The organism is Urinicoccus timonensis (assembly GCF_900232945.1).
GTDB lineage: Bacteria > Bacillota > Clostridia > Tissierellales > Peptoniphilaceae > Urinicoccus > Urinicoccus timonensis.
Window position 1 is genome coordinate 624,157 of sequence record NZ_OCTU01000001.1, and the last position, 25,530, is coordinate 649,686.

Below are 25,530 nucleotides of genomic sequence, written 5' to 3' on the forward strand. Positions count from 1 at the left end.
TACATATCANTTCCTTGGTCAAGTCTTCGGCCGATTAGTACTTCTTAGCTCCACACATTGCTGTGCTTCCACCTGAAGCCTATCTACCTCATTTTCTTCAAGGGGCCTTATTCTTTCGATGGGAAATCTCATCTCGAGGTTGGCTTCGTGCTTAGATGCCTTCAGCTCTTATCCAGTCCAAACGTAGCTACTCAGCTGTGCACTTGGCAGTACAACTGATGCACCAGCGGTTTGTCCATCCCGGTCCTCTCGTACTAAGGATAGCTCCTCTCAAATTTCCTGCGCCCACGACGGATAGGGACCGAACTGTCTCGCGACGTTCTGAACCCAGCTCGCGTGCCTCTTTAATGGGCGAACAGCCCAACCCTTGGGACCTACTTCAGCCCCAGGATGAGACGAGCCGACATCGAGGTGCCAAACCTCCCCGTCGATGTGGACTCTTGGGGGAGATAAGCCTGTTATCCCCGGGGTAGCTTTTATCCGTTGAGCGATGGCCCTTCCACGCGGTACCACCGGATCACTAAGTCCTGCTTTCGCATCTGCTCGAGTTGTCGCTCTCGCAGTCAAGCTCCCTTCTGCCTTTGCACTCTGCGCACGATTTCCGTCCGTGCTGAGGGAACCTTTGAACGCCTCCGTTACTCTTTCGGAGGCGACCGCCCCAGTCAAACTGCCCGACTGACAGTGTCCCGCTTCCGGTTTCACGGAAGTCGGTTAGAATTCTAAGATAAAAAGAGTGGTATCCCACCAATGGCTCCCCATATACTGGCGTACATGGTTCTTTGCCTCCCACCTATCCTGTACAGTTTATCCCAAAATCCAATGTCAACCTACAGTAAAGCTCCACGGGGTCTTTCCGTCCTGTCGTGGGTAAGCGGCATCTTTACCGCTACTACAATTTCACCGGATCCTTTGTTGAGACAGTGCCCAAATCGTTACACCTTTCGTGCGGGTCGGAACTTACCCGACAAGGAATTTCGCTACCTTAGGACCGTTATAGTTACGGCCGCCGTTTACTGGGGCTTCAGCTCAGAGCTTCGCTTACGCTAACTCGTCCCCTTAACCTTCCAGCACCGGGCAGGTGTCAGCACCTATACTTCGTCTTTCGACTTCGCAGATACTTGTGTTTTTGGTAAACAGTCGCTTGGGCCTTTTCACTGCGGCCCCCTTTTACAGGGGCTCCCCTTCTCCCGAAGTTACGGGGTCATTTTGCCGAGTTCCTTAACAAAGGTTCTTCCGCTCGTCTTAGGATTCTCTCCTCACCTACCTGTGTCGGTTTACGGTACGGGCAATGGTATCTCTTAGAAGCTTTTCTTGGCAGTTTGGTTCGTTTAGACTTCTCTACTTGTTTTCAATCCGCATCACACTTTAGCATCTGCAGAAGACGGATTTGCCTATCTTCTTGCCTTTGTGCTTGCACGCCTCACCAACTGGGCGCTCTATTTCCCCTCCTGCGTCACTCCATCATCAACAATACCATCGGTACAGGAATTTCCACCTGTTGTCCATCGACTACGCTTTTCAGCCTCGCCTTAGGTCCCGACTTACCCTGAGTGGACGAGCCTTCCTCAGGAATCCTTGGGTTTTCGACGGGTGAGATTCTCACTCACCTCTCGCTACTCATGCCAGCATTCTCTCTTGTATAGTCTCCACAATGGCTTACGCCTTTTGCTTCGTCGTCTATACAATGCTCCTCTACCAACGTTATACGTTCCACGACTTCGGTATCTATTTTAGCCCCGGTTATCTTCGGCGCAGAGTCACTTGACTAGTGAGCTATTACGCACTCTTTCAATGGATGGCTGCTTCTAAGCCAACATCCTAGTTGTCTGAGTAACTCCACATCCTTTCCCACTTAAATAGTATTTTGGGACCTTAGTCGGTGGTCTGGGCTCTTTCCCTTTCGACAATGAAGCTCATCCCTCACTGTCTGACTCCATAGGCTTTGTTTGGGTATTCGGAGTTTGATAGGCCGCGGTAACATCACATGTCCCTTGGCGATTCAGTGCTCTACCCCCCAAACAGTCTTCCTACAGGCTAGCCCTAAAGCTATTTCGAGGAGAACCAGCTATCTCCGTGTTCGATTGGCTTTTCACCCCTATCCACAGGTCATCCGATAACTTTTAAACGTTACCCGGTTCGAGCCTCCATGTCGTTTTACCAACACTTCACTCTGCCCATGGATAGATCACACGGTTTCGGGTCTACAACTTCAAACTCTTCGCCCTATTCAGACTCGGTTTCCCTGCGGCTCCAAAGTTTTTCTTCTTAACCTTGCTTGAAATCATAACTCGCTGGCCCGTTCTACAAAAAGTACGATATCGTGGCCTAAAACCACTTTATCTGCTTGTAAACATCAGGTTTCAGATTCTATTTCACTCCCCTCCCGGGGTTCTTTTCACCGTTCCCTCACGGTACTATGCGCTATCGGTCACCAAGGAGTATTTAGCCTTAGGGGGTGGTCCCCCTATCTTCCCACAAGGTTTCACGTGTCTCGTGGTACTCTTCGGAGTTCGCTCATTTTGCATTTCATGTACGGGGCTGTTACCCTCTTTGGCGAATCTTCCCAGATTCTTCTACTATACAAAATCAGTCGTTACGCTCCTGGGCTCTTTCCCGTTCGCTCGCCGCTACTTGGGAAATCGAGGTTTCTTTCTTTTCCTCGGGGTACTTAGATGTTTCAGTTCCCCCGGTCTTCCTTCCGGCCACTATGGATTCATGACAGGATGTATGAGGTTTGCTCATACGGGTTTCCCCATTCGGACATCAACGGATTAACGTCTATTTGCGACTCCCCGTTGCTTTTCGCAGCTTATCACGTCCTTCATCGGCTCTTGGTGCCAAGGCATCCACCTGATGCTCTTTCTAACTTGACCTTTGTTTCAGTTTTCCTTAAAACTGTTTTTCTATCCGGTAAAAATGTCTTTTCTTTACTCTCGTTATTGAATAATTTGAAAATCTCATTCTTACTTTTAAAAATTGGAGTATGTAGTTTTCATTGTGCATCTAAACTAAACCGAAGTTTAGTTGTGGTGGACCTGGGTGGACTCGAACCACCGACCTCACGCTTATCAGGCGTGCGCTCTAACCAGCTGAGCTACAGGTCCATGCCAGAGCCAAAAAATCCAGTGTAAGAGTTAAGAAATGTCTTGATTGCTCAAAGGCCACTTCTTTTTGAACTCCTTAGAAAGGAGGTGATCCAGCCGCACCTTCCGATACGGCTACCTTGTTACGACTTCACCCCAGTCATTGATCCTACCTTCGACGCCTGCCTCCAAATGGTTAGCTCGGCGGCTTCGGGTATTACCAACTCCCATGGTGTGACGGGCGGTGTGTACAAGACCCGGGAACGCATTCACCGCGACATTCTGATTCGCGATTACTAGCAACTCCGACTTCATGCAGGCGAGTTGCAGCCTGCAATCCGAACTGAGATCGGCTTTTTGAGATTCGCTTGAGATCGCTCGCTCGCTGCTCTCTGTACCGACCATTGTAGCACGTGTGTAGCCCAAGGCATAAAGGGCATGATGATTTGACGTCATCCCCACCTTCCTCCGATTTATCATCGGCAGTCCCTTTAGAGTTCCCATCCGAAATGCTGGCAACTAAAGGTAAGGGTTGCGCTCGTTGCGGGACTTAACCCAACATCTCACGACACGAGCTGACGACAACCATGCACCACCTGTTTTACTGTTCCGAAGAAATGGTCTATCTCTAGACCGGTCAATAAAATGTCTAGCCTTGGTAAGGTTCTTCGCGTTGCTTCGAATTAAACCACATGCTCCGCTGCTTGTGCGGGTCCCCGTCAATTCCTTTGAGTTTCATGCTTGCGCACGTACTCCCCAGGCGGAGTGCTTAATGTGTTAACTGCGGCACCGAGTTACCCCGACACCTAGCACTCATCGTTTACAGCGTGGACTACCAGGGTATCTAATCCTGTTTGCTCCCCACGCTTTCGTTCCTCAGCGTCAGTTTAAGTCCAGTAAGTCGCCTTCGCCACCGGTATTCTTCCTAATATCTACGCATTTCACCGCTACACTAGGAATTCCACTTACCTCTCCTTAACTCAAGTCTATCAGTTTCCAATGCTTACATGGGTTAAGCCCATGCCTTTCACATCAGACTTGATAGACCGCCTGCGAACCCTTTACGCCCAGTGATTCCGGACAACGCTCGCCCCCTACGTATTACCGCGGCTGCTGGCACGTAGTTAGCCGGGGCTTCCTCCTATGGTACCGTCATTATCTTCCCATAGGACAGAGCTTTACGACTCGAAAGCCTTCATCGCTCACGCGGCGTCGCTGCATCAGAGTTTCCTCCATTGTGCAATATTCCCCACTGCTGCCTCCCGTAGGAGTTTGGACCGTGTCTCAGTTCCAATGTGACCGTTCACCCTCTCAGGCCGGTTACTGATCATGGCCTTGGTAGGCTATTACCCCACCAACTAGCTAATCAGACGCGAGACCATCTTTCACCACCGGAGTTTTAACATTTCTTTCATGCGAAGGAAATGTGTCATAGGGTATTAATCCCGGTTTCCCGAGGCTATCCCCTTGTGAAAGGCAGGTTTCTCACGTGTTACTCACCCGTCCGCCGCTAATCCATTTTATCTTCTCTCCGAAGAGATCTGTTAAAATTTCATCGCTCGACTTGCATGTGTTAGGCGCGCCGCCAGCGTTCGTCCTGAGCCAGGATCAAACTCTCAATTAAAAAGTTTTTTCCATTTTATCGTCTTTAGACTGACTCCGGATTCTTCACTGAAGTTCCGCTTTTTGCTTTTGCTTGTGTGTTCATTCTCTTACACTGTTTAGTTTTTTTGGTTCTGTTTAAACTGATCTCTTTACGAGATAGCTTAATTATTTTACCACCGGTAAAAGGTCTTTGTCAAGAACTTTTTTACAATTTCTTAAAAAGCTTTTTACTTGTGGAAAACAACATGTATTAGTTTACCAAGTCTCCCTGTCTTTGTCAAGAGGATTTTTGGTTTTTCTTTTGCTGCTTTTTCAAAGGGCCTTGGCCTTGTTTTTAGCAGCTTTTATAGTTTACTTAAATTTCAACTTTTTGTCAATAGAAAAACGAGAAAAGAACTTAGAAATTTCTAAGTTCTTTTCTCGTTTTTCTATTCTTGGTTTTCACCGCTATTATTTCCGATACTTTCTGAAGTTTCTTGACTTTGATTTTCAAAAGTCATCTGTCTCCGAGCAGATTCTCTTTCCACAAACCAATAGGAAATATCATCAATCATCTTTTCTTCTCCCTCTAGGGTAGACATATGGATGTTTTCCTTTTCTAGGGACAAGCCAAAATAGGCCAAGTCCACGATTTGCCCATAAGATAAGTCACTTTCGATATTTTCATTTGCAATATCAACTAGTTGGGGCAACTTAAATAGCATGCTTTTGTTTTTCATTTTGTCAAAAAGAGACATGAGAAATTTTTGCTGTTGATTGATTCGTCCAATGTCTTGGTCTGCATAGGCTTTTCGAATCCTTAAAAAGTCCACAGCTTTTTCTCCAGCCACAAGGTGATATCCCTTGGTGAAATTAATGCGTAATGCCGGTTTTACCAGGGTGTCTGTATATTTATAATCCACTGGTAAGTAGACTTCTACTCCACCGACTGCCTGGGTTAATTCTTTTACTGCATTGTATCGAACAATGGCATGGTAGTCGATTTTAATTCCCAGGAAGTCTTCTACTGTTTTTTCCACAAGAGGGTAGCCCCCATGAGACCAAGCATGATTGATTTTCGTCTTGGCATAGCCTGGAATACTAACATAGGTATCTCGAGGAATAGATAGAAGCTGAACTGTTTTTTTAACTGGATCAATTGAAAATACCATAATTGTATCTGATCTAGATCCGTATTCTTCTGCTGTATATTCATTTGTTGCTGTTTCATCGACTCCTAGGATTAAGACGTGAAGAGGTTGGTCTCCCTTAAACGCATTGATTCTAGGTAGGTCTTTAACATCTGTCTGTTGGGATTGATCGCTTCGTACTTTTACCTGTTTTGAGGATTGAGGTTTTAATAGGTTCCCCAAAATGAGTCCTGCCAAAAGCAGGAGAATGGTAAGGACGATAAAGATCCGATAGAGTATTTTCAATTCAAACCTTCTTTCAATAATATGTTTTAATTTATTTTACCTAATTTTAAGCAATACTGCAAGATTGATTCTTCCTTATTTAAAGAAAGAAGGCTGGAAAATTCCAGCCTTACTCTATATCGATATCCAGAGGTTGATCAATTGTTTCCCCTACATACTTCCCATCTTTTTTTCTTTGTTTTACGCATTCCGTTAAAAGATATTCAATTTGTCCATTGATTGAACGAAAATCATCTTCTGCCCAGGAAGCAATTTGTTCATATAACTTCTTTGAAACTCGTAAGGGAATTTGTTTTTTAGCCGTCATTAATAGAGACTTCCCGAATTAATAATGGGGGATACCTCGCTATTACCACAAAGAACCACCATTAGATTGGAGACCATGGCAGCCTTTCTCTCTTCATCCAGGTCAATAACCCCCTTGTCTTCTAATTGGTCTAAGGCCATTTCAACCATTCCTACAGCCCCATCAACAATCATAGATCTAGCATCGATCAAGGCAGACGCTTGTTGTCTAACCAACATGGATTGTGCAATTTCTGGAGCATAGGAAAGATGGGTAATACGGGCGTCTACAATTTCTAAACCCGCAAATTCAACCCTAGACTGGATATCTTCTTTGATTCTTCTTGCAACAACTTCGCTAGACCCTCTCAAGGACCCATCATCAGGTTCTCCGTCTCCTGTCGTGTCAATTTTATAGTTTGGATTTACATCATAGGGATATTGACGGACAATGTTTCTTAAGGCCGTATCTGTTTGAAGAGATAGATATTCTTTAAAATTATCCACATTAAAGACAGCCTTTGCTGTATCCTTAACCTTCCACATGACTGCAATGCCTATTTCAACAGGATTCCCCAAATAATCGTTGATTTTTTGCTTGCTATTATTTAAGGTCATGACCTTTAAAGAAATTCGCTTATCTTCTAAGGCTCCTGGACTTCTCTCTTGTCCCTTGTCTGCTTGACCTAGCTTTTTTATCTCTTTAACATCACCACTTTGTCCCAGTCGAGTACTCGCAGCGGGATTAAAGGCCCTGGCAAAGGGGTGGATAAAGTAAAAGCCTTCTCCTTTTACAGTGCCAATATATTTCCCAAATACGGTAAAGACATAAGCCTCTTGCGGTCTAAGCACCTTTAAACCACATAATATAATCCACGCCAGGCCTATATAGAGGATAGCTAGAATAAAAACCAGTTTTTCAGTAAATCCAGCACCATAATAAGTAATGTAGCCTACATAATTTATTATATAAATAACCGCCAGCACTAGGCCCAATAAGTATCCCAATAGAACATAGATTCCTATTTTACGTCCCTTGAGAATCTTTTCTTTAATTTCTTCTTCTTTATTTTTCATAATCCACCTCCAAGATTTATTTTGATATCAAAATAATATCATATTTTCAATTGGCTAGCAAGGCTTTTTATAAAATAAAAAGACAGGCATCTTTCGATACCTGCCTTGTCAGTTTTTCTAAGCTCTTAGCTTAATAATTTGGATACAACTCCTGCTCCTACTGTACGTCCTCCTTCACGAATTGCGAAACGAAGTCCTTCGTCCATGGCAATTGGGGTGATTAGGGTTACGGTAAAGGTGGCGTTGTCTCCTGGCATAACCATTTCTACGCCTTCGGCTAATTGGATGTCACCGGTTACGTCTGTGGTTCTGAAGTAGAATTGGGGTCTGTAGCCATTGAAGAATGGGGTGTGTCGTCCACCTTCTTCTTTGGTTAATACGTAGACTTCTGCTTCAAATTTTGTATGGGGTTGGATGGTTCCTGGGGCTGCCAGTACTTGTCCACGTTCGATTTCGTCTCTTTGAACTCCACGTAGTAGTACTCCAATGTTATCTCCTGCTTGGGCTTCGTCTAACATTTTCTTGAACATTTCTACTCCGGTTACGACGACGGTTCTCTTTTCTTCGGTTAGGCCGACGATTTCTACGTTGTCGTTTACTTTTACTACTCCGCGTTCTACACGGCCTGTAGCTACGGTTCCACGTCCTGTAATGGAGAAGATGTCTTCTACGGGCATTAGGAAGGGGTGTTCTGTATCACGTTTTGGTGCTGGAATGTATTCGTCTACTTCTTCCATTAGTTTTACGATTTTGTCTCCCCATTCTCCGTCTGGATCTTCTAGGGCTTTTAGGGCGGATCCTACTACGATGGGTGTGTTGTCTCCGTCGAATTCGTATTCGCTTAGTAGGTCACGTACTTCCATTTCTACTAATTCGATCAATTCTGGGTCGTCTACTTGGTCTTCTTTGTTTAGGAAGACGACAATCTTTGGTACCCCTACTTGACGGGATAGTAGAATGTGTTCACGGGTTTGGGGCATGGGTCCATCGGCTGCGGATACAACTAGGATGGCTCCGTCCATTTGGGCTGCTCCTGTGATCATGTTTTTAACGTAGTCGGCATGGCCTGGGCAGTCTACGTGAGCGTAGTGACGGTTTGGTGTTTCGTATTCTACGTGGGATGTGGAAATGGTGATTCCACGTTCTCTTTCTTCGGGTGCCTTGTCAATGTTGGCATAGTCTACGAATTCACCGGATCCGTATCTTTTGTTTAATACAAATGTGATTGCTGCTGTTAGGGTTGTTTTACCGTGGTCAACGTGACCAATGGTTCCGATATTTACGTGGGGTTTCGTTCTTTCAAATTTTTCTTTTGCCATGGTTCTCCTCCTATATTTAAGNCTTTTGTTTAATACAAATGTGATTGCTGCTGTTAGGGTTGTTTTACCGTGGTCAACGTGACCAATGGTTCCGATATTTACGTGGGGTTTCGTTCTTTCAAATTTTTCTTTTGCCATGGTTCTCCTCCTATATTTAAGAAATGACTTTATTTTGTTCTTATCATACAATAAATTTGTCTTAAAAGCAACTGTTTATGGTGGTTTTTACAGACCCTACCATTAAAAGCTAATGACAATGCCTCCGTCATCAGCATAGGCCGAGGACAGACCTCCTGTAGGGACCACCACTACATCGTCAAACTGGTAAAGATCCAAGACTTTTTCCTTAAAGAGCTGGGCCTTGTCCTCTGCATTGGAATGACTAATATAGAGGGTGCGTCCTTGACTTTGTCCAGCCACTCGTCCCAGGGCCTTGGCCAGTTTATCCAGAGACTTTTTAAAGCCCCGGTTGAGTTCAAAGAGTTCAATTTCTCCCTTGACTCCCCGCATAATAGGCTTGATATTTAAGGTCTTGGCAATCAGGCCTGCAGACTTTTTAATCCGGCCATTTTTAATTAGGTTGTCTAGGCTTTCCAGGATAAAGAAGGTTTCCATTTCCTGGATAAAACCTTCTCCCTTTTCTACAATTTCTTCAAAGGCCAGGCCTTGGTCCATAAGGCTCTTTATATAATAGGCCAGGTTCGTTTCTCCGGCAGAAGCGGACCGACTGTCAAATACATGGACCCTTGTTTGCGGGTGTTTTTCTTGAAATTCCTTAACTCCCAGGTTGGCTGAGTTGTAGGACCCGGACAATTTGGAACTAATGGTGATAACAAAAATTCCATCTGCTTCTGGATCAAAGGCTTCTTGGTAGTCATAGGGAGAGGGACAACTGGTTTTTACAGCTTTCTTGGATGCATTCATCTCCTCCCGCATCTTTTGAATTTGTCTCCGGTCCTTGTCTACAAAATCTTTTCCTTCTACTTGAATGGTAAAGGGAATGAGCTTAATTCCCAAGGATTCTTCAAGTTGGTCAGTTAGGTCCACACTGGAGTCGCCAACAAGTTGGTAGTTCATCATTCACCTCCCAGTTGTTCTTGGATCAGGTCTGCAAGAACTTGTGCATCTTCCCTCATTTCATCGAGGTTTGTTCCTTCGATCATGACCCGAATCAAAGGTTCTGTTCCTGATGGTCGGATAAGAATCCGTCCATTATCTTCATATTTTTTCTCTAGGGCTTCAATGGATTTTTCTAAAACATCATCTTCTAGATAGGATTTTTTCTTGTGGTCCAAGACTCTTGCATTGACTAAGACTTGGGGGTAACTAGTCATGAGGTCATTGAGGTCGGACAAGGATTTTTGACTTTCCAGCATGACTTCGATTAAGTGAAGACCTGTGGCTAGGCCGTCCCCCGTTGTATTGTAGTCTGTAAAAATAATGTGACCCGATTGTTCTCCCCCTAGGACATAACCATTTTCTCGCATTTCCTCCAGGACATAGCGGTCTCCTACCTTGGCTTCAATAAAGTTCACATCAATGGATTTCAAATATTTCTTCAAGCCCAGGTTGGACATGACGGTTCCTACAACGCCTCCATTTAGTTGGTCTTTTTGGTGGAGGTGGTGGGCACAAATGGCCAAGATATGGTCTCCGTCCACAATTCGTCCCTTGTTGTCTACAGCAATAATCCGGTCCGCGTCTCCATCAAAGGAAAAGCCCAGGTCTGCCTCCTTGGACAGGACTAGGTTTTGGATAACCTTGGGATTGGTGGACCCACAGTCCAGGTTGATGTTTCGCCCGTTGGGGTTGGTATTTAGGGCAAAGACATTGGCTCCTAGAGAGGTTAAAACATAGGGTGCAATCTTGGATAGGGCCCCATTCCCACAGTCTAGGGCAATTTTTAAACCACTTAACTTGTGGGGGCATAGAGATTGGAGGTACCTGGTGTATTGCTTGGCCAAGGAGGGATCCAGGGTCAAGCGACCAAAGCTTTCCGTATTTTCAGGAAATTTCTTGCGCTTTAAGAGGTAGTCTTCCAATTCTTCTTCCACTTGGTCCGGTAGCTTATAGCCATCTTGGGAGAAAAATTTAATTCCGTTATAATTATATGGATTGTGACTGGCCGAAATGACCACACCACAAGTATAGTTCAAAGTTCTGGTTAAATAGGCAACCCCTGGTGTAGGAATGACCCCTACCAGGGTAACATCCATTCCCATACTCATTAGGCCTGTGGCCAGGGCGGCCTCTAGCATATTTGCAGATTCTCTGGTATCTGTCCCAATAAGACAATGACCTTGGTTTTTTCCTAAAACCAGGCCAGCAGCCTTGCCTACATTTAAGGCCAATTCAGCCGTTAGGCCTTGGCCGGCAATGCCACGAATACCATCTGTCCCGAATAATTCAGTCAATATAAAATCTCCTTTTTTCTTTTAGATTCTTTCCTGAACCCATCTAGCCTTTATTATACCATATTTCAAGGCCCTGTAAAATCTCTAAATCAAGACAAGGGCCTTGACCCAAGCTTTTTAAATTCCAGACAAGTTTTTTTTCTTTTGCAGGGCCAGTATGTTATAATGAAAGAAAAGCAATGACTCAATTTGATGGAGGAATCATATGAAAAAAACTCTAGCCATAAGTGGTTTATCCCTGGCTCTTATCTTAACAGCCTGTGGACAAAAGGATAATCAGAACCAAAAGGTACAAAAACCAATTAATACCAGTCCTAAAATTGAAGAATCTTCCCCCAGCTTAAATGAAGAATCTGCCGACAAGGAAGGTGTGAGCCGGGAAGAAGTAAGAAAGCTCATGACCCAGTCTGACTACATCAGCCGAGTTAAATTAACCCAACTTGGAGATGGACAGACAGAATTAACCATCTTGGACAACTACAAGGGTAGTCTATCCAATATTGAATTTACAGAACCCAAAAACTTATCCACCAACAAGGAATACTTAATTTTTTACAAGGATGACGCTGATGGAAATGTTGTGGCCACTAGCAAGGATGCCGTCATTGAAGTCGCAAGCAAAAATGATACTGTCCTGGACTATATTGAAAGAACCTATGCCAAGACAGACCAAACCGAAGACCAATCCAGCCGGAAGACAGAGGAAAAGAAAAGAGATTCTTCTGAAGAAAGCAAGAAGGAATCTTCAAGTAAATCCTCAAAAGATAGTAAGGAATCCACTTCTTCAGAAGAAGGTTCCAAGTCCAAAAAATCTACTTCCAGTGAATCCAAAAGCAAAGAATCAACAAAAACTTCTTCAAAATCCACTACAGATGAAGAGTAAGATGAATATTAAAAGGAGAGAATATGCATAAAAAATTAGCTGGCCTAGGCCTGGCTGCTTGCCTGGTTTTAAGCCAAGGGGTCTATGGGGCCTCAACCATCAAAATCCAATTAAACGGAAAAGAAATCAAGGGGGATGTTGCCCCCCAAGTCAAGTCTGAAAGGACTTTTGTTCCCCTGCGCTTTGTTTCTGAAGCCCTGGGCTACAAGGTTGACTGGTTCCAAGAGGACCAATCCGTTTCCATTGCCAAGGGACAAAAGCAAATCAAGCTTTGGCTGGGGAAAAAGACCCTAGACAGCCAAGGCAAAAAATCCACTATGGATATTGCCCCCTATGCCAGCCATGAAAGGACCTTTGTACCCCTGCGCTTTGTGGCTGAAAACCTAGGAGTCAAGGTAGACTGGGACCAAGAAAAGCAAACAGTTATCTTGACAGATACAGCCTGGCTGGAAAAAAATGTTGCCAAGTCCTTCCTTCAAGGAGTCAACCTAAGCCACTTAAGTCCTGAAGAATTAGCCTATGTGAAAAACTTTGACCAAAAACAACAAGTCCTAGTCCAAGAACTTGCCAACTTCCGCAACCTGGCCTTCCGGGACTTTGACCAAAGCAATAAGATGGAAATGGGACAAAAAATGGCCCAAGTAGGAGCCCAAGTAGTTTCTACTGCCAAGGAAATGGAAGCCCTCCAAGCTCCCACAAAATTCAAGGATAGCCACGAGCTCTTTAGCAAGGTATCCCAAGCTCTTCCCGGAATCGTGGAAGACTACAAGTCTGCCTTCTTAACTGACGACTCCTTAAGCGCTGCCGGTCTCACCAGCAAGTTAACTGACTATTCTGTTGCCATGCGACAAATTGTGGACCAAATGACTGCCACTATTCAAAACCAAGATGTCAAGTCCAACCAAGATGTGGACCAATTTCTAAAAACCAAAGACGACCAACTCTTCCAAGACAAGACCATCAAAAACCTAATGGATAAGATCCTTAAAAAATAATTTTTAAAGCCTGCTTAATGATCTGAACCCCAAAATCCGGAATACGGATGGAGGGGTTTTTTGTATGCCAAAATACACAAAAGAATTTAAAATAAAACTAGTGCTAGAATATTTATCAGGAGAAACAGGCGGGCGTGAAAAGGTAGCTAAAAAATATGATATTCCAGATGGAACTTTGAAAAACTGGATAGAAAAATACAAGTCAGGAGGATTTGATAACTTATCTAAAAAGTTAAAAAACAATAAATTCACTAGTGAATTTAAGTTATCTGTAATACAATATAGGCAAATCAAGAATACTTCGCTTAGAGAGACTGCAGAGCATTTCAACCTTGTAAATGAATCCATAATATACAGGTGGGAGAAAACTTATCAAGAGCGTGGTCTTTCTGGGTTAGAAGATAACAGAGGAAGGCCTAGTAAAGATATGACTAAATCAAATAAAAAGTCTAAACTTAATACTCCAATAAACGAAAGTGAAAGAGAAGAATTAATAAGATTAAGAGAAGAAAATAGACTTCTCAAAATGAAGATAATATACGAAAAAAAGCTACAAGCCTTGCTACTGGAAGAGGAAGCAGAAGCAAGGAAAAGACAAAGATAATCCTCAAGTTAATAAAAGAATATCCAAAAAGCAAGATAAGTGAATGGCTAGAAATAGCTGAGTTACCAAAATCATCCTACTACGAATGGAAAATAAAATTAGAAAATCCAGTAGATAAAGACAAAGAAATTAGAAGGGAAATTACAAGCATAGTTGAAGAATCAAAAGGTAGATATGGCTACAGAAGGGTGACTCAAGTATTACAAAATAAAGGGCTTAATGTCAACCATAAAAGAGTTTTAAAAATAATGAGAGAAGAATTTTTGCTATGCACCAAATTTAAAACTAGATCAAGAAAATATTCATCATACAAAGGGCAAATAGGAAAGGTTGCAAATAATGTTGTAAATAGACAATTTAAAGCAAGTAAACCAAACCAATTATGGTTAACAGACGTAACAGAATTTAGAATAAAAGGTGAAGACAAAAAACTATACCTATCACCAATATTAGACCTATACAACAGTGAAATAATAAGCTATACGCTAGGTTATCACCCAACAATAGAATTAACAAATACAATGCTAGAAAAAGCATTAGAAAAAAATAGAGACATTAAAGATTTAACTATACACTCGGACCAAGGATTCCATTATCAACATAGCTCTTGGACTAATAAACTAGAAAAAATGAATATTACACAAAGTATGTCAAGAAAAGGCAATTGTCTAGACAATTCTCCAATGGAGAACTTCTTTGGAATCTTGAAACAGGAAATGTTTTATGGGGAAGATTTTAAAAGTTATGAACATTTGATAAATGATATTGAAAAATATATTAAATGGTACAATGAGGATAGGATTAAAACAAAATTAAACGGAATGTCCCCTGTTATGTACAGATTACATTCCGCTTAAAATATTATTAAATTGTTCCGTGTTTACGGGTTCAGGTCATTAAGCAGGCTTTTTTTATTTTCTCCTGACCTTCTATTTGTTAAAATTTAGGCCTTCTTTTACATTCAATGACTTGTTGAATCTTGGGGAATTTTTCGGTAAAATAGACCTTAATTATTTTATTCGTTGACTTTTTTTATTTACTTAAGGAGATGCCTATGCCAAAAACATTAGCCTATAAACTCATCGCCTCCCATCTTTTAGATGGAGACCTGGAAGCTGGCAAGGAGGTTTGCTTAAAAATCAACCAAACCCTGACCCAGGATTCTACAGGAACCATGGTCTACCTCCAACTGGAAGCCTTGGATGTAGACAAGCTGGCTACAGACCTTTCTGTGGCCTACATCGACCACAACATGCTCCAAGCAGGCTTTGAAAATGCCGACGACCATGCCTTTATCCAATCGGCAGCAGAAAAATATGGCCTCATCTTCTCCAAACCCGGGGGAGGCATTTGCCACCAAGTCCACCTGGAACGCTTCGGAAGACCTGGAGCTACCCTGATTGGGTCTGACTCCCACACCCCTACTGCCGGGGGGTTAGGCTCTCTAGCCATTGGGGCTGGAGGCCTGGACGTGGCCGTTGCCATGGCCAAGGGCTTTTACTTCTTAACCCTTCCCAAGGTCTATGAGGTCTACCTAGAGGGATCCTTGAAGGCCAATTGCAATGCCAAGGATGTCATCCTGACCATTTTGAAAAAACTTTCCGTCAAGGGTGGCGTGGGCTATATTATGGAATACACCGGTCCTGGGGTCAAAAGCCTATCTGTCCCGGACCGGGCCACCATTTGCAATATGGGGGCGGAATTAGGCGCCACCAGCTCCGTCTTCCCCTCTGACCAAGTGACCCAGGACTTTTTACGGGCCCACCACCGGGAAGAAGACGTCCTTGAACTGGGACCAGACCCAGGAGCCTCCTATGATGCCCGTTTGGAAATTGACCTGTCGGCTATTGAGCCCATGGTGGCCAAGCCCCATAGTCCTGACGCTGTTGTTCCTGTTTCAGAAATTGACTCCCTAAAGGTGGACCAAGTAGCTATAGGTTCTTGCACCAATTCTTCCTATGCCGACCTTATGGCTGTGGCCCAAATTTTAAAGGGCCACCGGGTCCATCCCGATGTTTCCCTGGTCATTAGCCCAGGATCAGCCAACATCTTGAAGATGCTGGCAGAAAATGGAGCCCTGGCCACCATGATTGCCTCGGGAGCCCGGATTTTAGAATCCGCCTGCGGTCCCTGTATTGGCATGGGCCAAGCCCCCAAGTCCAAGGGCATCAGCCTCCGGACCTTTAACCGCAACTTCAAGGGCCGGTCCGGCACCAAGGACGCCCAAATCTACCTGGTAAGTCCCCAAACTGCCGCCAGTTCGGCCATTAAGGGCTATTTGACTCCCGGCCAAGAAGTGGACATCCCCAGACTTTCTTCCTATGACCATGTAGATGATTATTTTATCTATCCCAAGGAAAAAGACCAAAGACGGAAGGACCTGGTTATGGGCCCCAACATCAAACCCTTCCCCTTAAACGATTCCCTGGAAGACCAAATCCAAAAAAGAGTCCTCTTAAAGGTCCAAGACAATGTCACTACAGATGATATTGTTCCCAGCCACGCTGGACTTTTACCCTACCGATCCAACATCCCCCACCTGGCCCACTATGCCTTTTCCACCCTGGTGGATGACTTTTACGACCGGGCCAAGGAAAATGACGGGGGCTTTATCCTAGCTGGAGACAACTACGGCCAAGGGTCTTCCCGGGAGCACGCCGCCTTGGTCCCCCTCTATCTTGGGGTCAAGGCTGTTTTGGCCAAGAGCTTTGCCCGGATTCACCGGTCCAACCTCATCAACTCCGGTATCCTCCCCTTGACCTTTGCCGATCCAGCCATCTATGGCCTGGTGGATCCAGAAGATGAGCTTCTTTTAGACAACTTGCATGAGGGCCTGACCAAGGGTCAAATTTTGGCCTTCAACAAGACCAAGGGCCTGGCCTTTTCTCTAGAATTTAAGGGGTCTCCCAGAGAGTTGGCCATCCTTTTGGCCGGAGGTAACTTGAATTATTCAAAAAATTTGGAGGTTTAATATGATTAGCTTAATTCCCGGCGACGGGGTAGGAAAAGAATTAGCCAAGCTCTTAATCCGACTCTTTAAGGACTTGCAAATTCCCCTTTCCTTTGATATCCAAGAAGCCGGCAAGGAAGAATATGAAAAGCACGGAGTCTATTTACCCGACAGCCTCTTCCGGAGTCTGGAAAAAAACAAGGTCGCCATTAAGGGCCCCATGACCACCCCCATTGGGGAGGGCTTTCGGTCTTTAAATGTCCAACTCCGTAAAAAATACGACCTCTACACCAATATCCGGCCCATTAAGGAACTGGGCCCCTGGAAGAATCCAGATTGCCCCATTGACCTGGTTATCTTTCGGGAAAATACCGAGGACCTCTACCGGGGTGTAGAAGAAATGGTTTCAGACACTGAAGCCCACTCCATTAAAATCATCACCTACCAAGGATCCAGACGGTTGATTAAACGGGCCTTTGACTATGCCTTGGACCACGGCTATCCCAAGGTGACCCTGGTTACCAAGGCCAATATTATGAAATTTACCGACGGCCTCTTTCTTAAAGCCGGCCGGGACCTGGCCAAGGACTATCCCTCTATTGAATTGGAAGAAGTCCTGGTGGACAACATGGCCATGCAATTGGTTTTAAACCCCTACCAATTCAATGTCATTGCCACAGAAAACCTCTATGGAGATATCCTGTCAGACCTTTCCGCTGGATTAATCGGAGGCCTGGGCCTGGTTCCTGGAGCTAACATCGGGGATGACATGGCCATCTTTGAATCCGTCCATGGAACTGCTCCCGACCTGGCAGGCAAGGACCTGGTCAATCCCACAGCCTTTTTCCTATCTGCCTGTATGATGCTGGATTATTTGGACATGGGCGACTATGCTGGGTCTATCCGTCAAGGCCTGGACCTCCTCCTATCCAAGAAGGAAACGTCCACCCAAGACCTGGGAGGACCCCTAAAGGCTTCAGAGTTTACCGACCTCTTAATCCAAAAGGTCAAGGAGATTAAGCATGGATAAGAAAAATACCAACCGTCTAAAACGCTATGCCCGGGTCATTGAAAAAAGGGCCTATATTGACCCCAAATACTATGAAGACCACAATATCAAACGGGGTCTAAGAAATAAAAATGGCACCGGGGTCCTGGTAGGGGTTACCGGGGTGGCCGACGTTGTGGGTTATGGTTATGAAAATGGGCAAAAGATTCCGGCTCCCGGCCGCCTGGACTACCGGGGCTATTCTGTAGCCGAAATTTTACAAGGAGCCCAAGAAAGTCAAAGACATGCCTTTGAAGAAGTTTCCTACCTCCTGCTTTTTGGTCAACTTCCCACACAAGAAGACCTGGACATCTACCACGAAACCCTTTGGTCCTTAACCAGCCTGCCGGGAGGCTATCTGGAAGATGTCATTTTAAAGACAGCCAATAAAAACCTCATGAATAAGATTATGCAGTCAGTCCTCTCCCTCTATTCCTATGACCCAGACCCAGATAATACAGAGATTTTCAATGTCTTAAAACAATCCCTGGGCCTGATTGCCAAGATGCCCATGATTTTAGCCTACTGCTATGCGGCCAAACGCCACTATGTAGACGAGGCCTCCCTGATTATCCACCGTCCCCTGGAGGACTATGACCCGGCAGAAAACCTCCTCCATATGATTCGTCCGGATTCTTCTTTTACAGCTGAGGAAGCCCAAATCCTAGATGCTCTTATGGTCCTCCATGCAGAGCATGGTGGAGGGAACAACTCCGCCTTTGCCACCCATGTGGTATCCTCCTCGGGAACAGACTCCTACAGTGCCATTACCACTGCCCTGGGATCCTTGAAGGGACCTAGACATGGTGGAGCCAACCTTATGGTGGACTCCATGGTGGCAGACTTAAAGGCCAAGACTTCCAATTGGACCAAGCCTAGCCAGGTTAAAAGATACCTGGAGGCCGTCTTGGACCAAAGGGCCTTTGACCGGTCCGGCCTCATCTACGGTCTGGGCCATGCCGTCTACACCCTAAGCGACCCCCGGGCCCTCCTTTTGAAAGAAAGAGCAAAAAGCCTGGCCCAATCCAAGAATTGCCTGGAAGAATACCAGCTCATTGAAAATATTGAAGAGATTGGTGGGGTCTTAATTGCCGATAAATTTTCCCTATCCCATCCAGCTCCAGCCAATGTGGACCTTTACTCCGGTTTAATCTTCCACCTTTTAGGAATTCCCCGAGACCTCTTTACCCCTATTTTTGCCCTGTCTCGAACCACCGGTTGGTGTGCCCACCGCTTGGAACAAGTCCTGGACAAAAAAATTATGCGACCAGCCTACCTAACCCTCAACCAACCCCAAAACTACCTTCCTATGGAAGACCGTTAATCCTCCTGTCCATCTTGACTTATCCCCTTAAATTCAATATACTTTTAATTTAGATATGAAGGAGGTATCATGGAAGAACAAGCAAAAAATTTGGCCAAGTCTACAGCCGCCATTATCATCTTTTCCCTTTTAGGTAAATTTTTCGGCCTAGGCCGGGAAACCTTAATTGCCTACCAATATGGGTCCGGTATGGAAAAGGCTGCCTGGACTGTTGCCCAATCGTCGACAGGCTTGATGAGTGCTTTGATTACAGAGGCCATCGCCACAACCTTTATCCCACAATTACAAAAAGTCCACCTCAACGAGGGTCCCGGGGCCAAGGACAAGTTTACATCCAACATGATTTCCGTTTGCCTGGTTGTAGCCATTGCAGTAGCAAGTCTCGGTATCATCTTTGCCCCGACCATTGCCAACATCACCGGTGGAGGCTTCGATCCTGAAACCAAGGCCCTGACCGTTGTTTTAATCCGCTACTCCATGCCCTTGATTATTTTTGCAGCCACCGTGGGAATTTTTACCGGCTACCTGCAATTTAACAACCTCTTTGCTGCAGCGGGAGCGGTCAACCTGCCCTATAATATTGTCTATATCATCTACTTAATCTTTTTAGCTCCTATTTTTGGCATCAAGGGCCTAGCCGCCATTTCCGTCTTGGCCGTCCTATCCCAGGTTTTATTTTTAGTCCCTTCCATTTTAAAAGCAGACTTCCACTTTAAACCCATCCTGAACTTCAAGGACAAGTACACCCAACAGGCCTTGATCCTGGCCATGCCGGTTTTGGTTTCTGTTTCTATTAACAACATCAACACCATCTTTAACAAGTACCTGGCAACAGGCTTGGGAAATGCTGCCGTCAGCCGGCTGGACTATGCCAACAAGATTAACCTGGTCATCTTGGGAATTTTCATCACAGCTATTACCTCTGTGGTTTTCCCGGCCATGAGTCGGGCCTTTGCCGAAAAAAATTATCTCCTGGGCAAGCAAATCATGAACGGGTCAGTCAAAAGCGTTCTTTTAATTACTGTCCCTTCTGCCATTGGCATGGCCGTTTTGGCCCGACCCATTATCGAAATTGCCCTCCAATACGGGGCCTTTACTCCAGAAGATACCTTGGAAACAGCCAAGGTCCTGGTCTTCTACTCCCCAGTCCTGGTCTTTTTGTCTATTAATAATGTCCTGAACCGGGTCTTCTTTTCCATCCAGGATACTAAGACCCCCTTCTATATCGGCATTTGCAACGTGGTCATTAACGTCAGCCTCAACCTTTTAGTGGTTAACATCTTGGGAGTACGGGGTCTAGCCGGTAGTGTTACCGTAGCTACAGCTGTAGCCTGTGCTTTGCGCTTTATCATCCTGAGAAAACGCATTGGCCACTTGGGCATGTCTTCCTACCTCCGGGCTATTATCAAAACCTGCCTGGCAGGACTTATTATGGGAATCTTTGCCTCTGTTGCCTTCTTCCCCTTGGAAATGGTCCTGGCTGGCTTTTTAGCCGGAGCCAAACTCCGTCTGGCCAAGTTGGTCCTCTTACTTCTTGTTGCCCTATGTTCAGCCTTCCTCTACGGCCTTATCCTCTACTTCCTAGGCTTTAGAGAAGTCAAGGACATCGTCCACCTGGTCAACAGCAAATTGGAAGCCCGGAAGAAAAGAAAATCTTTAAATTAAAAAAATTAGAACCCTTCGGGGTTCTTTTTTTATGGCTATTTTCCAAAATCCTTCCTTTCAATTTTACTTTAAACGCTATTTATTTATTGATATTCAATAAATAAATATTGACTTTCAATAAATACGCTGTATAATATACTTAAGCTTTATCCCATTGAACTTTTCGAGGTGACTTATGAAAAAATTTAGAGTTTACTTTATTGGGGCCCTTTTAATCCTGGCCATAGTCCTTTGCTTGGGCCTGGCCTATGGAGGCTACAAGTTTTCCTACCTTGTCCTATCCATGACCCCCCAATTTTACAACATGCACATCCCCATGTTGGTCCTGTGTGAAGCCATGGTCCTTTGCCTGGTCATTTGCCTGGTTTTTGGTTTTTTGGCCCTTGAAAGTTATGGCCGGGACCAAATCTTTGACCGGAAGATGCTCTTCTATCTCCAAGGAACTTCTTTGTCCTTTGTGGGAATTTGCATCCTGGCAGTCTTGGCCATTGTCTTTACAAACTTCAACCTGGACGGGTCCATTACTAACCTAGCCTTTATGGGCCTCTTTCTCCTGGCCCTGCTTTTGAACCAGGTCTTTTTACTCCTGGCTGACCTAATCCGGCAAGGTATGACCCTAAAAGAAGAAAACGACTTAACAATATGAGGTGACTATGGGAAAAATAATTGTTGATCTAGATGTTGCCTTGGCTAAAAAGAAAATGACCCTGACAGAGCTTTCTGACCAAGTGGGCATCAGCCTATCCAACCTATCCATTTTAAAAACCAACAAGGCCAAGGCCATCCGCTTTTCCACCCTATCGGAGATTTGCCGGGTCCTGTCTTGCGATGTTGGAGACCTGTTACGCTATGAGGAGGATGAAGATGACGAAAAAAACCTATAAACGATGCCTTCTAATCATGATTCTTATAGGCCTTTGCCTGGTCCCTGTCCTTTACGCCCAGTCGGACCACCGGCCCCAGGCCGTCAAGGAAGTGGCCTATGAGTTTAAGATCCACCTGTCTAAGGATGTGAAGCGTTTAAAGGAAATGTACAAGGAACCAGACTTTCACGGAGATGGCGAAGCGGGAATCCTCCTGTCTGCCAAGGCAGAAGAAATTAAGTTCATAGAAGGCCAGCTAAGCCCCTATGAGGTGGATAAAAATTCCAAGGAGTTTGAAGCTATTGAAGGCTGCTTAACAGCTTTGAACCGTCGGGGCTTTCTACCAGGCTTAAGTGAAATCAGCCGGGCCTACTTTAAGCAAACCACCGACTACCGCTATGGAAACTTCATTGGCCTGCTGATTGATGAAAAGACCAATAAAATTTTATATGTCCGCTGTGACACTTGATGGTAAAACCAGCCACCTAAAAGCATAATCATAACCACCGGCTTAGCCGGTGGTTTGTTCTGCCCCTATAAGGGGCTGTTACCGGCAGCATTCCATGCTTTGAATTTTCTTACTCGTGCACCAATTTTCACAGCTAGTGCTAAAGCACTTTATTTCTTGCTNGTGATGTGTACCCATAAAACTGGACACAATATTTAATTAATTCGTTGTAGTGGATGCTAACCTATACTTTGTAGGTGGCATCCATTTTGTTTTTGATTGAATTCTTTCGTTATTGTAATAATCTATATACTCCTCTATTGCTCTCGAAAATTCGTCAAAAGAGCGATAGCTCTTTTCATAACCATAATACATTTCATTTTTTAGCCTTCCAAAGAATGTCTCCATAATGGAGTTATCATAGCAATTCCCTTTTCTTGACATGGATTGCTTTATCCCATGTTTTTTAAGCTCATTGACATAATATTTATGTTGGTATTGCCAACCTTGATCTGAATGTAGTATTAAGTTCTTTAGTTTTGGAAATTTTCTAAATGCTCTTCTTAACATAGTAGATATTTGTTTTAAATTAGGACTTAAGGATAAGTCGTAGGAGATAATCTCATTGGTATACATATCAAGTATTGGAGAGATGTAGCATTTACCCCAAGAAAATTTAAATTCAGAGACATCCGTGGTCCATTTTTGTAAAGGTCTATCTGCTTTGAAGTCTCTATTGATTAGATTATCTGCTACTTTACCTATTTTCCCCTGATAGGAGTGGTATTTTTCTTTAGAGCCCTTTCCAAAAAGTTTTCGTTCGTGCATAATCCTTTGTACTTTTTTATGGTTTATGACATAGCCTTGATTTATTAACTCCATATAGACTCTTCGCACTCCATATCTTCCTTTGTGTAGGTGAAAGATTTGGGCTATTTTATCTGCAATCGGACGATTCTTAACTTTTATTTTATCCACTTTATTTAGTTCAAAGTAGTATGTTGACCTCGGCAAATCAATGGCTCTTAAAAGATCCTTTAGTCTGTATCCTTTTTCTTTGAGTTCTTTGACAATCGCTGCTTTTTCGCCTTGAGTTGCGCAGCGTAACGTTCTTCTCTCAAGGCGATCTCTTTTTTTATTATTTCATTCTCAGCCTTCATATATTCATTTTCTGCTCTAAGTCTTATGAGTTCTTCTCTTTCGGATTCATTCAGTTCTTTTGGTTTATGGATATTTTTCTTTTTCATGGTTGTATTTTTAGATTTACGGCCTTTCTTTTTATTCACAAGACCATTATATCCATCCTTTTTATACTTGTTAAGCCATGAATAAAGTTGTCCTTCATTTATTCCATTTTCGATTGCAGTTGCCTTTATTGAATTTCCAGCCAGCACTTTCGACACCATTTCTAATTTTTCATCTGGTGTCCAGTGGATATTATTTCCATGGTTTAAAATTTCTGGGCCATGAAGTTCTTCTAATCTAAACCATTTTCTAATGGAAGCATGAAGGTTTTCTTCTTTGGTCCCATCAGGTGTATCAGGCCATTTCCCTTGCCTATACAACTGTATGCACTCTTTTTTGAATTCATAGCTATATTTCACAAAAATACCCTCCTTACTGGTTTGTCCAGTAAAGAGGGTACATATCATTGCGGATGGTTTTTTAAGACCTAAATGAGGTCTCTTAAACATTTTTCTATGGGGTCCTTGATTCCCAAGGCCTTGTCCTTAATGCTTTCTGGCACTTCGGGATCACTGGTATTAAATCGAACCAACCTTGCCTTGTCCAGGGTTTCCACCATGGTTTCAAAAGGATAGCGGATAAAGCCAGCTTGGTTAAAGCCTTCGCCAAATTCTAGGAAAAGCAAGTTTTTGTCTCTGCGGTTTTCCACAAAGTCTACAAAATCTTTTCTTTGCTTTAAATAGGGCTCAGCCACAAAATTTTCTTCCATCCGGATATTGGGAACCAAATACTTGCCACAAGAAGGACAACGTCCCAAAATATCTTCCCGGACATTTCCATCCTCATGGATATGGCTGGAAATCCGAAAAACTTCCTTTTCATTATAGTAACGTTCATTGTTGCAGGGCTCGTAGCATTGGGAATAGGCCATGTCCCCTTGGGGCATATAGACCCTGTCCATGTCAAATCCGGCCTTTTCAACCTGTCCATCTACTGTGGTGGCAATGACAAAATAAGGCTTGTCCTTTACCAGGTCAAAGACTTCTTTATAGACCTCCATGGGCTCGGTTTCATAGCGTAAATTTTTAATCAAGTTACTCCAAAAGGCCCAATACTCTAAGGGGTCTTCCGGGTCAAACCAATGGTAGACTCGCATCCCCTTTAAAACTGTTTCGACGCCTCTTTCCTTTAAGTCCGGCATCCATTTTTCCATCAAGTCAGGGTCTGAAAGATTGACCCCTCCAGCCTTGCTTAGGCCAGGTCCGATACCTAAAATAAGAGCATCTGCTTCCCCTAGCCATTCTTTTACCTTTAGTAATTCTTTGCTTGTAGCGTCCATACTATTTCCTCCTTTTTAAAAATAGATGGAATCTTCTACTGCTCAATTACCCCTAAGTTTATTTTAACATATCCTGCTAAACTTTCAATAAAAATCCGTCCCTCTACAAGTTCTCCAAATCCAGGCCACAGCGGTTGCAATACTTGGCATGGACACTGACTTGGTTGCCACAGTTGGGACACATCTTGGTTAGGATTTCCACATTATCCACAAAAATCCCTCGTTTAAAGACCTTGGTTTCCTCCATGCTGGACCCACAATTGCTACAGAATTGGTCTCCTTCTTCCATGACCTCATTGCAATGGGGACAGCGCTTTTGAGGCTGGTCTTGTCCCTCTTCCATAAGGTCTTGCTTGAGCTGGTTTTCCAGGGCCTTTAAAATTTCTTTTTGCTGGTCCAGCTTGATCATGAGTTCATGGAGGACCTTTTTGGACTGGTCGGACCCTTCTTCTATACTTTGATAATAAGCCTCTCCCAGTTCTTCATAGAGCCGCTTAATCTCCCCTTCCACCTGGGACTTTTCCAAGCGAAGCTTTGACTGGCGGCTGTATTTTTTAGCCTGGTAGTGGATTTTTTCCTTGGAATCCTTTAAGGCGTCAAAGGTCTTTTCAATACCCTTGCCAATTGAGTGAAAAACATCCATTTTCTTACCCCCTTTCCTCTACTCTAGCACATTTTTCTTCTCAAACAAGCTAGTTTTCCACTTCTTAGAATTTCTCTTACTAATTCCTTGATTAACTTGGCCCAGCTTGGGTAAAAGTAGGGCAAAGACAAGAAAGGAGCCTTTATGGAAAATTTAAGACTTTTTACGTCCACCTACTGCCCCTATTGTGAACGGGTTAAGCTAGTTATGGAAAACAAGGGAATTACAGGGGTCGAAATCATCAACATCGACACCGACCCAGACATGCGGGACTACCTTATTGAAAAGGGTGGAAAAAAACAAGTTCCCTGTTTGTTTATTGGTGACCAAGCCATGTATGAATCTCAAGAGATTATCAATTACCTGGAAAGTCACTGCTAATCCT

At 44.0% G+C, this 25,530-nt stretch carries 22 protein-coding genes, 1 tRNA gene and 2 rRNA genes; 12 read left to right on the forward strand and 13 right to left on the reverse strand.

Annotation, left to right across the window (positions count from 1 at the left end):
• Positions 1–14: 14 nt before the first annotated feature.
• From CS898_RS02935 to glmM, 9 genes are all read right to left on the reverse strand, one after another.
• Positions 15–2,873, reverse strand: a 23S ribosomal RNA gene (locus tag CS898_RS02935).
• A 154-nt stretch (positions 2,874–3,027) separates the two neighbouring features.
• Positions 3,028–3,104: transfer RNA gene (locus CS898_RS02940), tRNA-Ile, on the reverse strand.
• An 80-nt stretch (positions 3,105–3,184) separates the two neighbouring features.
• A 16S ribosomal RNA gene (locus CS898_RS02945) occupies positions 3,185–4,707 on the reverse strand.
• The 16S and 23S rRNA genes sit together here with 1 tRNA gene alongside, the layout of an rRNA operon.
• Positions 4,708–5,116: 409 nt before the next feature.
• Positions 5,117–6,103: an LCP family protein gene (locus tag CS898_RS02950; RefSeq protein WP_099207804.1), complete on the reverse strand. Its 987-nt coding sequence runs from the start codon at positions 6,101–6,103 to the stop codon at positions 5,117–5,119.
• A gap of 109 nt (positions 6,104–6,212) precedes the next feature.
• Positions 6,213–6,410, reverse strand: a complete 198-nt coding sequence (locus CS898_RS02955) for a type II toxin-antitoxin system antitoxin (RefSeq protein ID WP_009430039.1) — start codon at positions 6,408–6,410, stop codon at positions 6,213–6,215.
• On the reverse strand, positions 6,410–7,465 hold the full coding sequence (locus CS898_RS02960) for an SPFH domain-containing protein (RefSeq protein WP_099207803.1): 1,056 nt from the start codon (positions 7,463–7,465) through the stop codon (positions 6,410–6,412). Before CS898_RS02960 ends, CS898_RS02955 begins: the two co-directional genes overlap by 1 nt.
• 125 nt (positions 7,466–7,590) lie before the next feature.
• Positions 7,591–8,922: an elongation factor Tu gene (gene tuf / locus CS898_RS02965; RefSeq protein ID WP_099208053.1), complete on the reverse strand. Its 1,332-nt coding sequence runs from the start codon at positions 8,920–8,922 to the stop codon at positions 7,591–7,593.
• A 102-nt stretch (positions 8,923–9,024) separates the two neighbouring features.
• Positions 9,025–9,861, reverse strand: coding sequence for a DegV family protein (locus CS898_RS02970; RefSeq protein ID WP_159459097.1), 837 nt, complete (start codon positions 9,859–9,861; stop codon positions 9,025–9,027).
• Complete coding sequence (gene glmM / locus CS898_RS02975) at positions 9,861–11,198, reverse strand: phosphoglucosamine mutase (protein ID WP_099207801.1); 1,338 nt, start codon at positions 11,196–11,198, stop codon at positions 9,861–9,863. The genes CS898_RS02970 and glmM overlap by 1 nt, the downstream gene beginning before the upstream one ends.
• A gap of 205 nt (positions 11,199–11,403) precedes the next feature.
• Between glmM and CS898_RS02980 the strand changes: the two genes are divergently transcribed.
• From CS898_RS02980 to CS898_RS03030, 11 genes are all read left to right on the forward strand, one after another.
• Positions 11,404–12,081 carry a hypothetical protein gene (locus CS898_RS02980; RefSeq protein ID WP_099207800.1) on the forward strand — a complete coding sequence of 226 codons (678 nt, stop codon included), beginning with the start codon at positions 11,404–11,406 and terminating at the stop codon, positions 12,079–12,081.
• Positions 12,082–12,104: 23 nt separating this feature from the next.
• Complete coding sequence (locus CS898_RS02985; RefSeq protein WP_099207799.1) at positions 12,105–13,076, forward strand: copper amine oxidase N-terminal domain-containing protein; 972 nt, start codon at positions 12,105–12,107, stop codon at positions 13,074–13,076.
• A 64-nt stretch (positions 13,077–13,140) separates the two neighbouring features.
• The gene (locus tag CS898_RS02990) at positions 13,141–13,680 is read left to right on the forward strand and encodes a helix-turn-helix domain-containing protein (RefSeq protein WP_099207798.1); all 540 of its coding nucleotides are present in this window, start codon (positions 13,141–13,143) and stop codon (positions 13,678–13,680) included.
• On the forward strand, positions 13,614–14,537 hold the full coding sequence (locus CS898_RS02995) for an IS3 family transposase (RefSeq protein ID WP_141558280.1): 924 nt from the start codon (positions 13,614–13,616) through the stop codon (positions 14,535–14,537). Before CS898_RS02990 ends, CS898_RS02995 begins: the two co-directional genes overlap by 67 nt.
• Positions 14,538–14,734: 197 nt before the next feature.
• A complete protein-coding gene (locus tag CS898_RS03000; RefSeq protein ID WP_099207904.1) occupies positions 14,735–16,651 on the forward strand; it encodes an aconitate hydratase in 1,917 nt (638 codons plus the stop codon).
• Position 16,652: 1 nt separating this feature from the next.
• Entirely contained in the window at positions 16,653–17,660 is a 1,008-nt protein-coding gene (locus tag CS898_RS03005; RefSeq protein ID WP_099207905.1) for an isocitrate/isopropylmalate dehydrogenase family protein, read from the forward strand.
• Positions 17,653–19,002, forward strand: a complete 1,350-nt coding sequence (locus tag CS898_RS03010) for a citrate synthase (protein WP_099207906.1) — start codon at positions 17,653–17,655, stop codon at positions 19,000–19,002. Before CS898_RS03005 ends, CS898_RS03010 begins: the two co-directional genes overlap by 8 nt.
• Before the next feature lie 69 nt (positions 19,003–19,071).
• On the forward strand, positions 19,072–20,667 hold the full coding sequence (gene murJ, locus CS898_RS03015) for a murein biosynthesis integral membrane protein MurJ (protein ID WP_009431643.1): 1,596 nt from the start codon (positions 19,072–19,074) through the stop codon (positions 20,665–20,667).
• 175 nt (positions 20,668–20,842) lie between these two features.
• Positions 20,843–21,313: a DUF2975 domain-containing protein gene (locus CS898_RS03020; protein ID WP_099208054.1), complete on the forward strand. Its 471-nt coding sequence runs from the start codon at positions 20,843–20,845 to the stop codon at positions 21,311–21,313.
• Positions 21,314–21,320: 7 nt separating this feature from the next.
• Positions 21,321–21,551 carry a helix-turn-helix domain-containing protein gene (locus CS898_RS03025; RefSeq protein WP_054254182.1) on the forward strand — a complete coding sequence of 77 codons (231 nt, stop codon included), beginning with the start codon at positions 21,321–21,323 and terminating at the stop codon, positions 21,549–21,551.
• Positions 21,532–21,999, forward strand: coding sequence for a hypothetical protein (locus CS898_RS03030; RefSeq protein ID WP_099207908.1), 468 nt, complete (start codon positions 21,532–21,534; stop codon positions 21,997–21,999). The genes CS898_RS03025 and CS898_RS03030 overlap by 20 nt, the downstream gene beginning before the upstream one ends.
• A 198-nt stretch (positions 22,000–22,197) precedes the next feature.
• On the opposite strand, the gene CS898_RS03035 is transcribed toward CS898_RS03030, so the two are convergent.
• The 4 genes from CS898_RS03035 to CS898_RS03050 form a co-directional block, all read right to left on the reverse strand.
• Positions 22,198–23,052: an IS3 family transposase gene (locus tag CS898_RS03035; protein WP_141558234.1), complete on the reverse strand. Its 855-nt coding sequence runs from the start codon at positions 23,050–23,052 to the stop codon at positions 22,198–22,200.
• The gene (locus CS898_RS03040) at positions 23,016–23,582 is read right to left on the reverse strand and encodes a helix-turn-helix domain-containing protein (protein ID WP_009430694.1); all 567 of its coding nucleotides are present in this window, start codon (positions 23,580–23,582) and stop codon (positions 23,016–23,018) included. Before CS898_RS03040 ends, CS898_RS03035 begins: the two co-directional genes overlap by 37 nt.
• 68 nt (positions 23,583–23,650) lie before the next feature.
• Positions 23,651–24,502 carry an SIR2 family NAD-dependent protein deacylase gene (locus CS898_RS03045; RefSeq protein WP_099208055.1) on the reverse strand — a complete coding sequence of 284 codons (852 nt, stop codon included), beginning with the start codon at positions 24,500–24,502 and terminating at the stop codon, positions 23,651–23,653.
• A 103-nt stretch (positions 24,503–24,605) separates the two neighbouring features.
• A complete protein-coding gene (locus CS898_RS03050) occupies positions 24,606–25,145 on the reverse strand; it encodes a zinc ribbon domain-containing protein (protein WP_099208056.1) in 540 nt (179 codons plus the stop codon).
• A 144-nt stretch (positions 25,146–25,289) separates the two neighbouring features.
• On the opposite strand from CS898_RS03050, the gene CS898_RS03055 reads away from it, so the two are divergent.
• The gene (locus CS898_RS03055) at positions 25,290–25,526 is read left to right on the forward strand and encodes a glutaredoxin family protein (protein WP_099208057.1); all 237 of its coding nucleotides are present in this window, start codon (positions 25,290–25,292) and stop codon (positions 25,524–25,526) included.
• Positions 25,527–25,530 lie beyond the last annotated feature (4 nt).

Coding starts and splice junctions, on each gene's coding strand:
- CS898_RS03000 (WP_099207904.1), top strand. CDS start 14,735: ATGCCAAAAACATTAGCCTATAAACTCATCGCCTCCCATCTTTTAGAT.
- CS898_RS02980 (WP_099207800.1), top strand. CDS start 11,404: ATGAAAAAAACTCTAGCCATAAGTGGTTTATCCCTGGCTCTTATCTTA.
- CS898_RS02970 (WP_159459097.1), bottom strand. CDS start 9,861: ATGAACTACCAACTTGTTGGCGACTCCAGTGTGGACCTAACTGACCAA.
- CS898_RS03055 (WP_099208057.1), top strand. CDS start 25,290: ATGGAAAATTTAAGACTTTTTACGTCCACCTACTGCCCCTATTGTGAA.
- CS898_RS03045 (WP_099208055.1), bottom strand. CDS start 24,502: ATGGACGCTACAAGCAAAGAATTACTAAAGGTAAAAGAATGGCTAGGG.
- CS898_RS03020 (WP_099208054.1), top strand. CDS start 20,843: ATGAAAAAATTTAGAGTTTACTTTATTGGGGCCCTTTTAATCCTGGCC.
- CS898_RS03050 (WP_099208056.1), bottom strand. CDS start 25,145: ATGGATGTTTTTCACTCAATTGGCAAGGGTATTGAAAAGACCTTTGAC.
- CS898_RS03010 (WP_099207906.1), top strand. CDS start 17,653: ATGGATAAGAAAAATACCAACCGTCTAAAACGCTATGCCCGGGTCATT.
- CS898_RS02985 (WP_099207799.1), top strand. CDS start 12,105: ATGCATAAAAAATTAGCTGGCCTAGGCCTGGCTGCTTGCCTGGTTTTA.
- CS898_RS02955 (WP_009430039.1), bottom strand. CDS start 6,410: ATGACGGCTAAAAAACAAATTCCCTTACGAGTTTCAAAGAAGTTATAT.
- CS898_RS03030 (WP_099207908.1), top strand. CDS start 21,532: ATGACGAAAAAAACCTATAAACGATGCCTTCTAATCATGATTCTTATA.
- murJ (WP_009431643.1), top strand. CDS start 19,072: ATGGAAGAACAAGCAAAAAATTTGGCCAAGTCTACAGCCGCCATTATC.
- CS898_RS03005 (WP_099207905.1), top strand. CDS start 16,653: ATGATTAGCTTAATTCCCGGCGACGGGGTAGGAAAAGAATTAGCCAAG.
- CS898_RS02990 (WP_099207798.1), top strand. CDS start 13,141: ATGCCAAAATACACAAAAGAATTTAAAATAAAACTAGTGCTAGAATAT.
- CS898_RS02960 (WP_099207803.1), bottom strand. CDS start 7,465: ATGAAAAATAAAGAAGAAGAAATTAAAGAAAAGATTCTCAAGGGACGT.
- CS898_RS03025 (WP_054254182.1), top strand. CDS start 21,321: ATGGGAAAAATAATTGTTGATCTAGATGTTGCCTTGGCTAAAAAGAAA.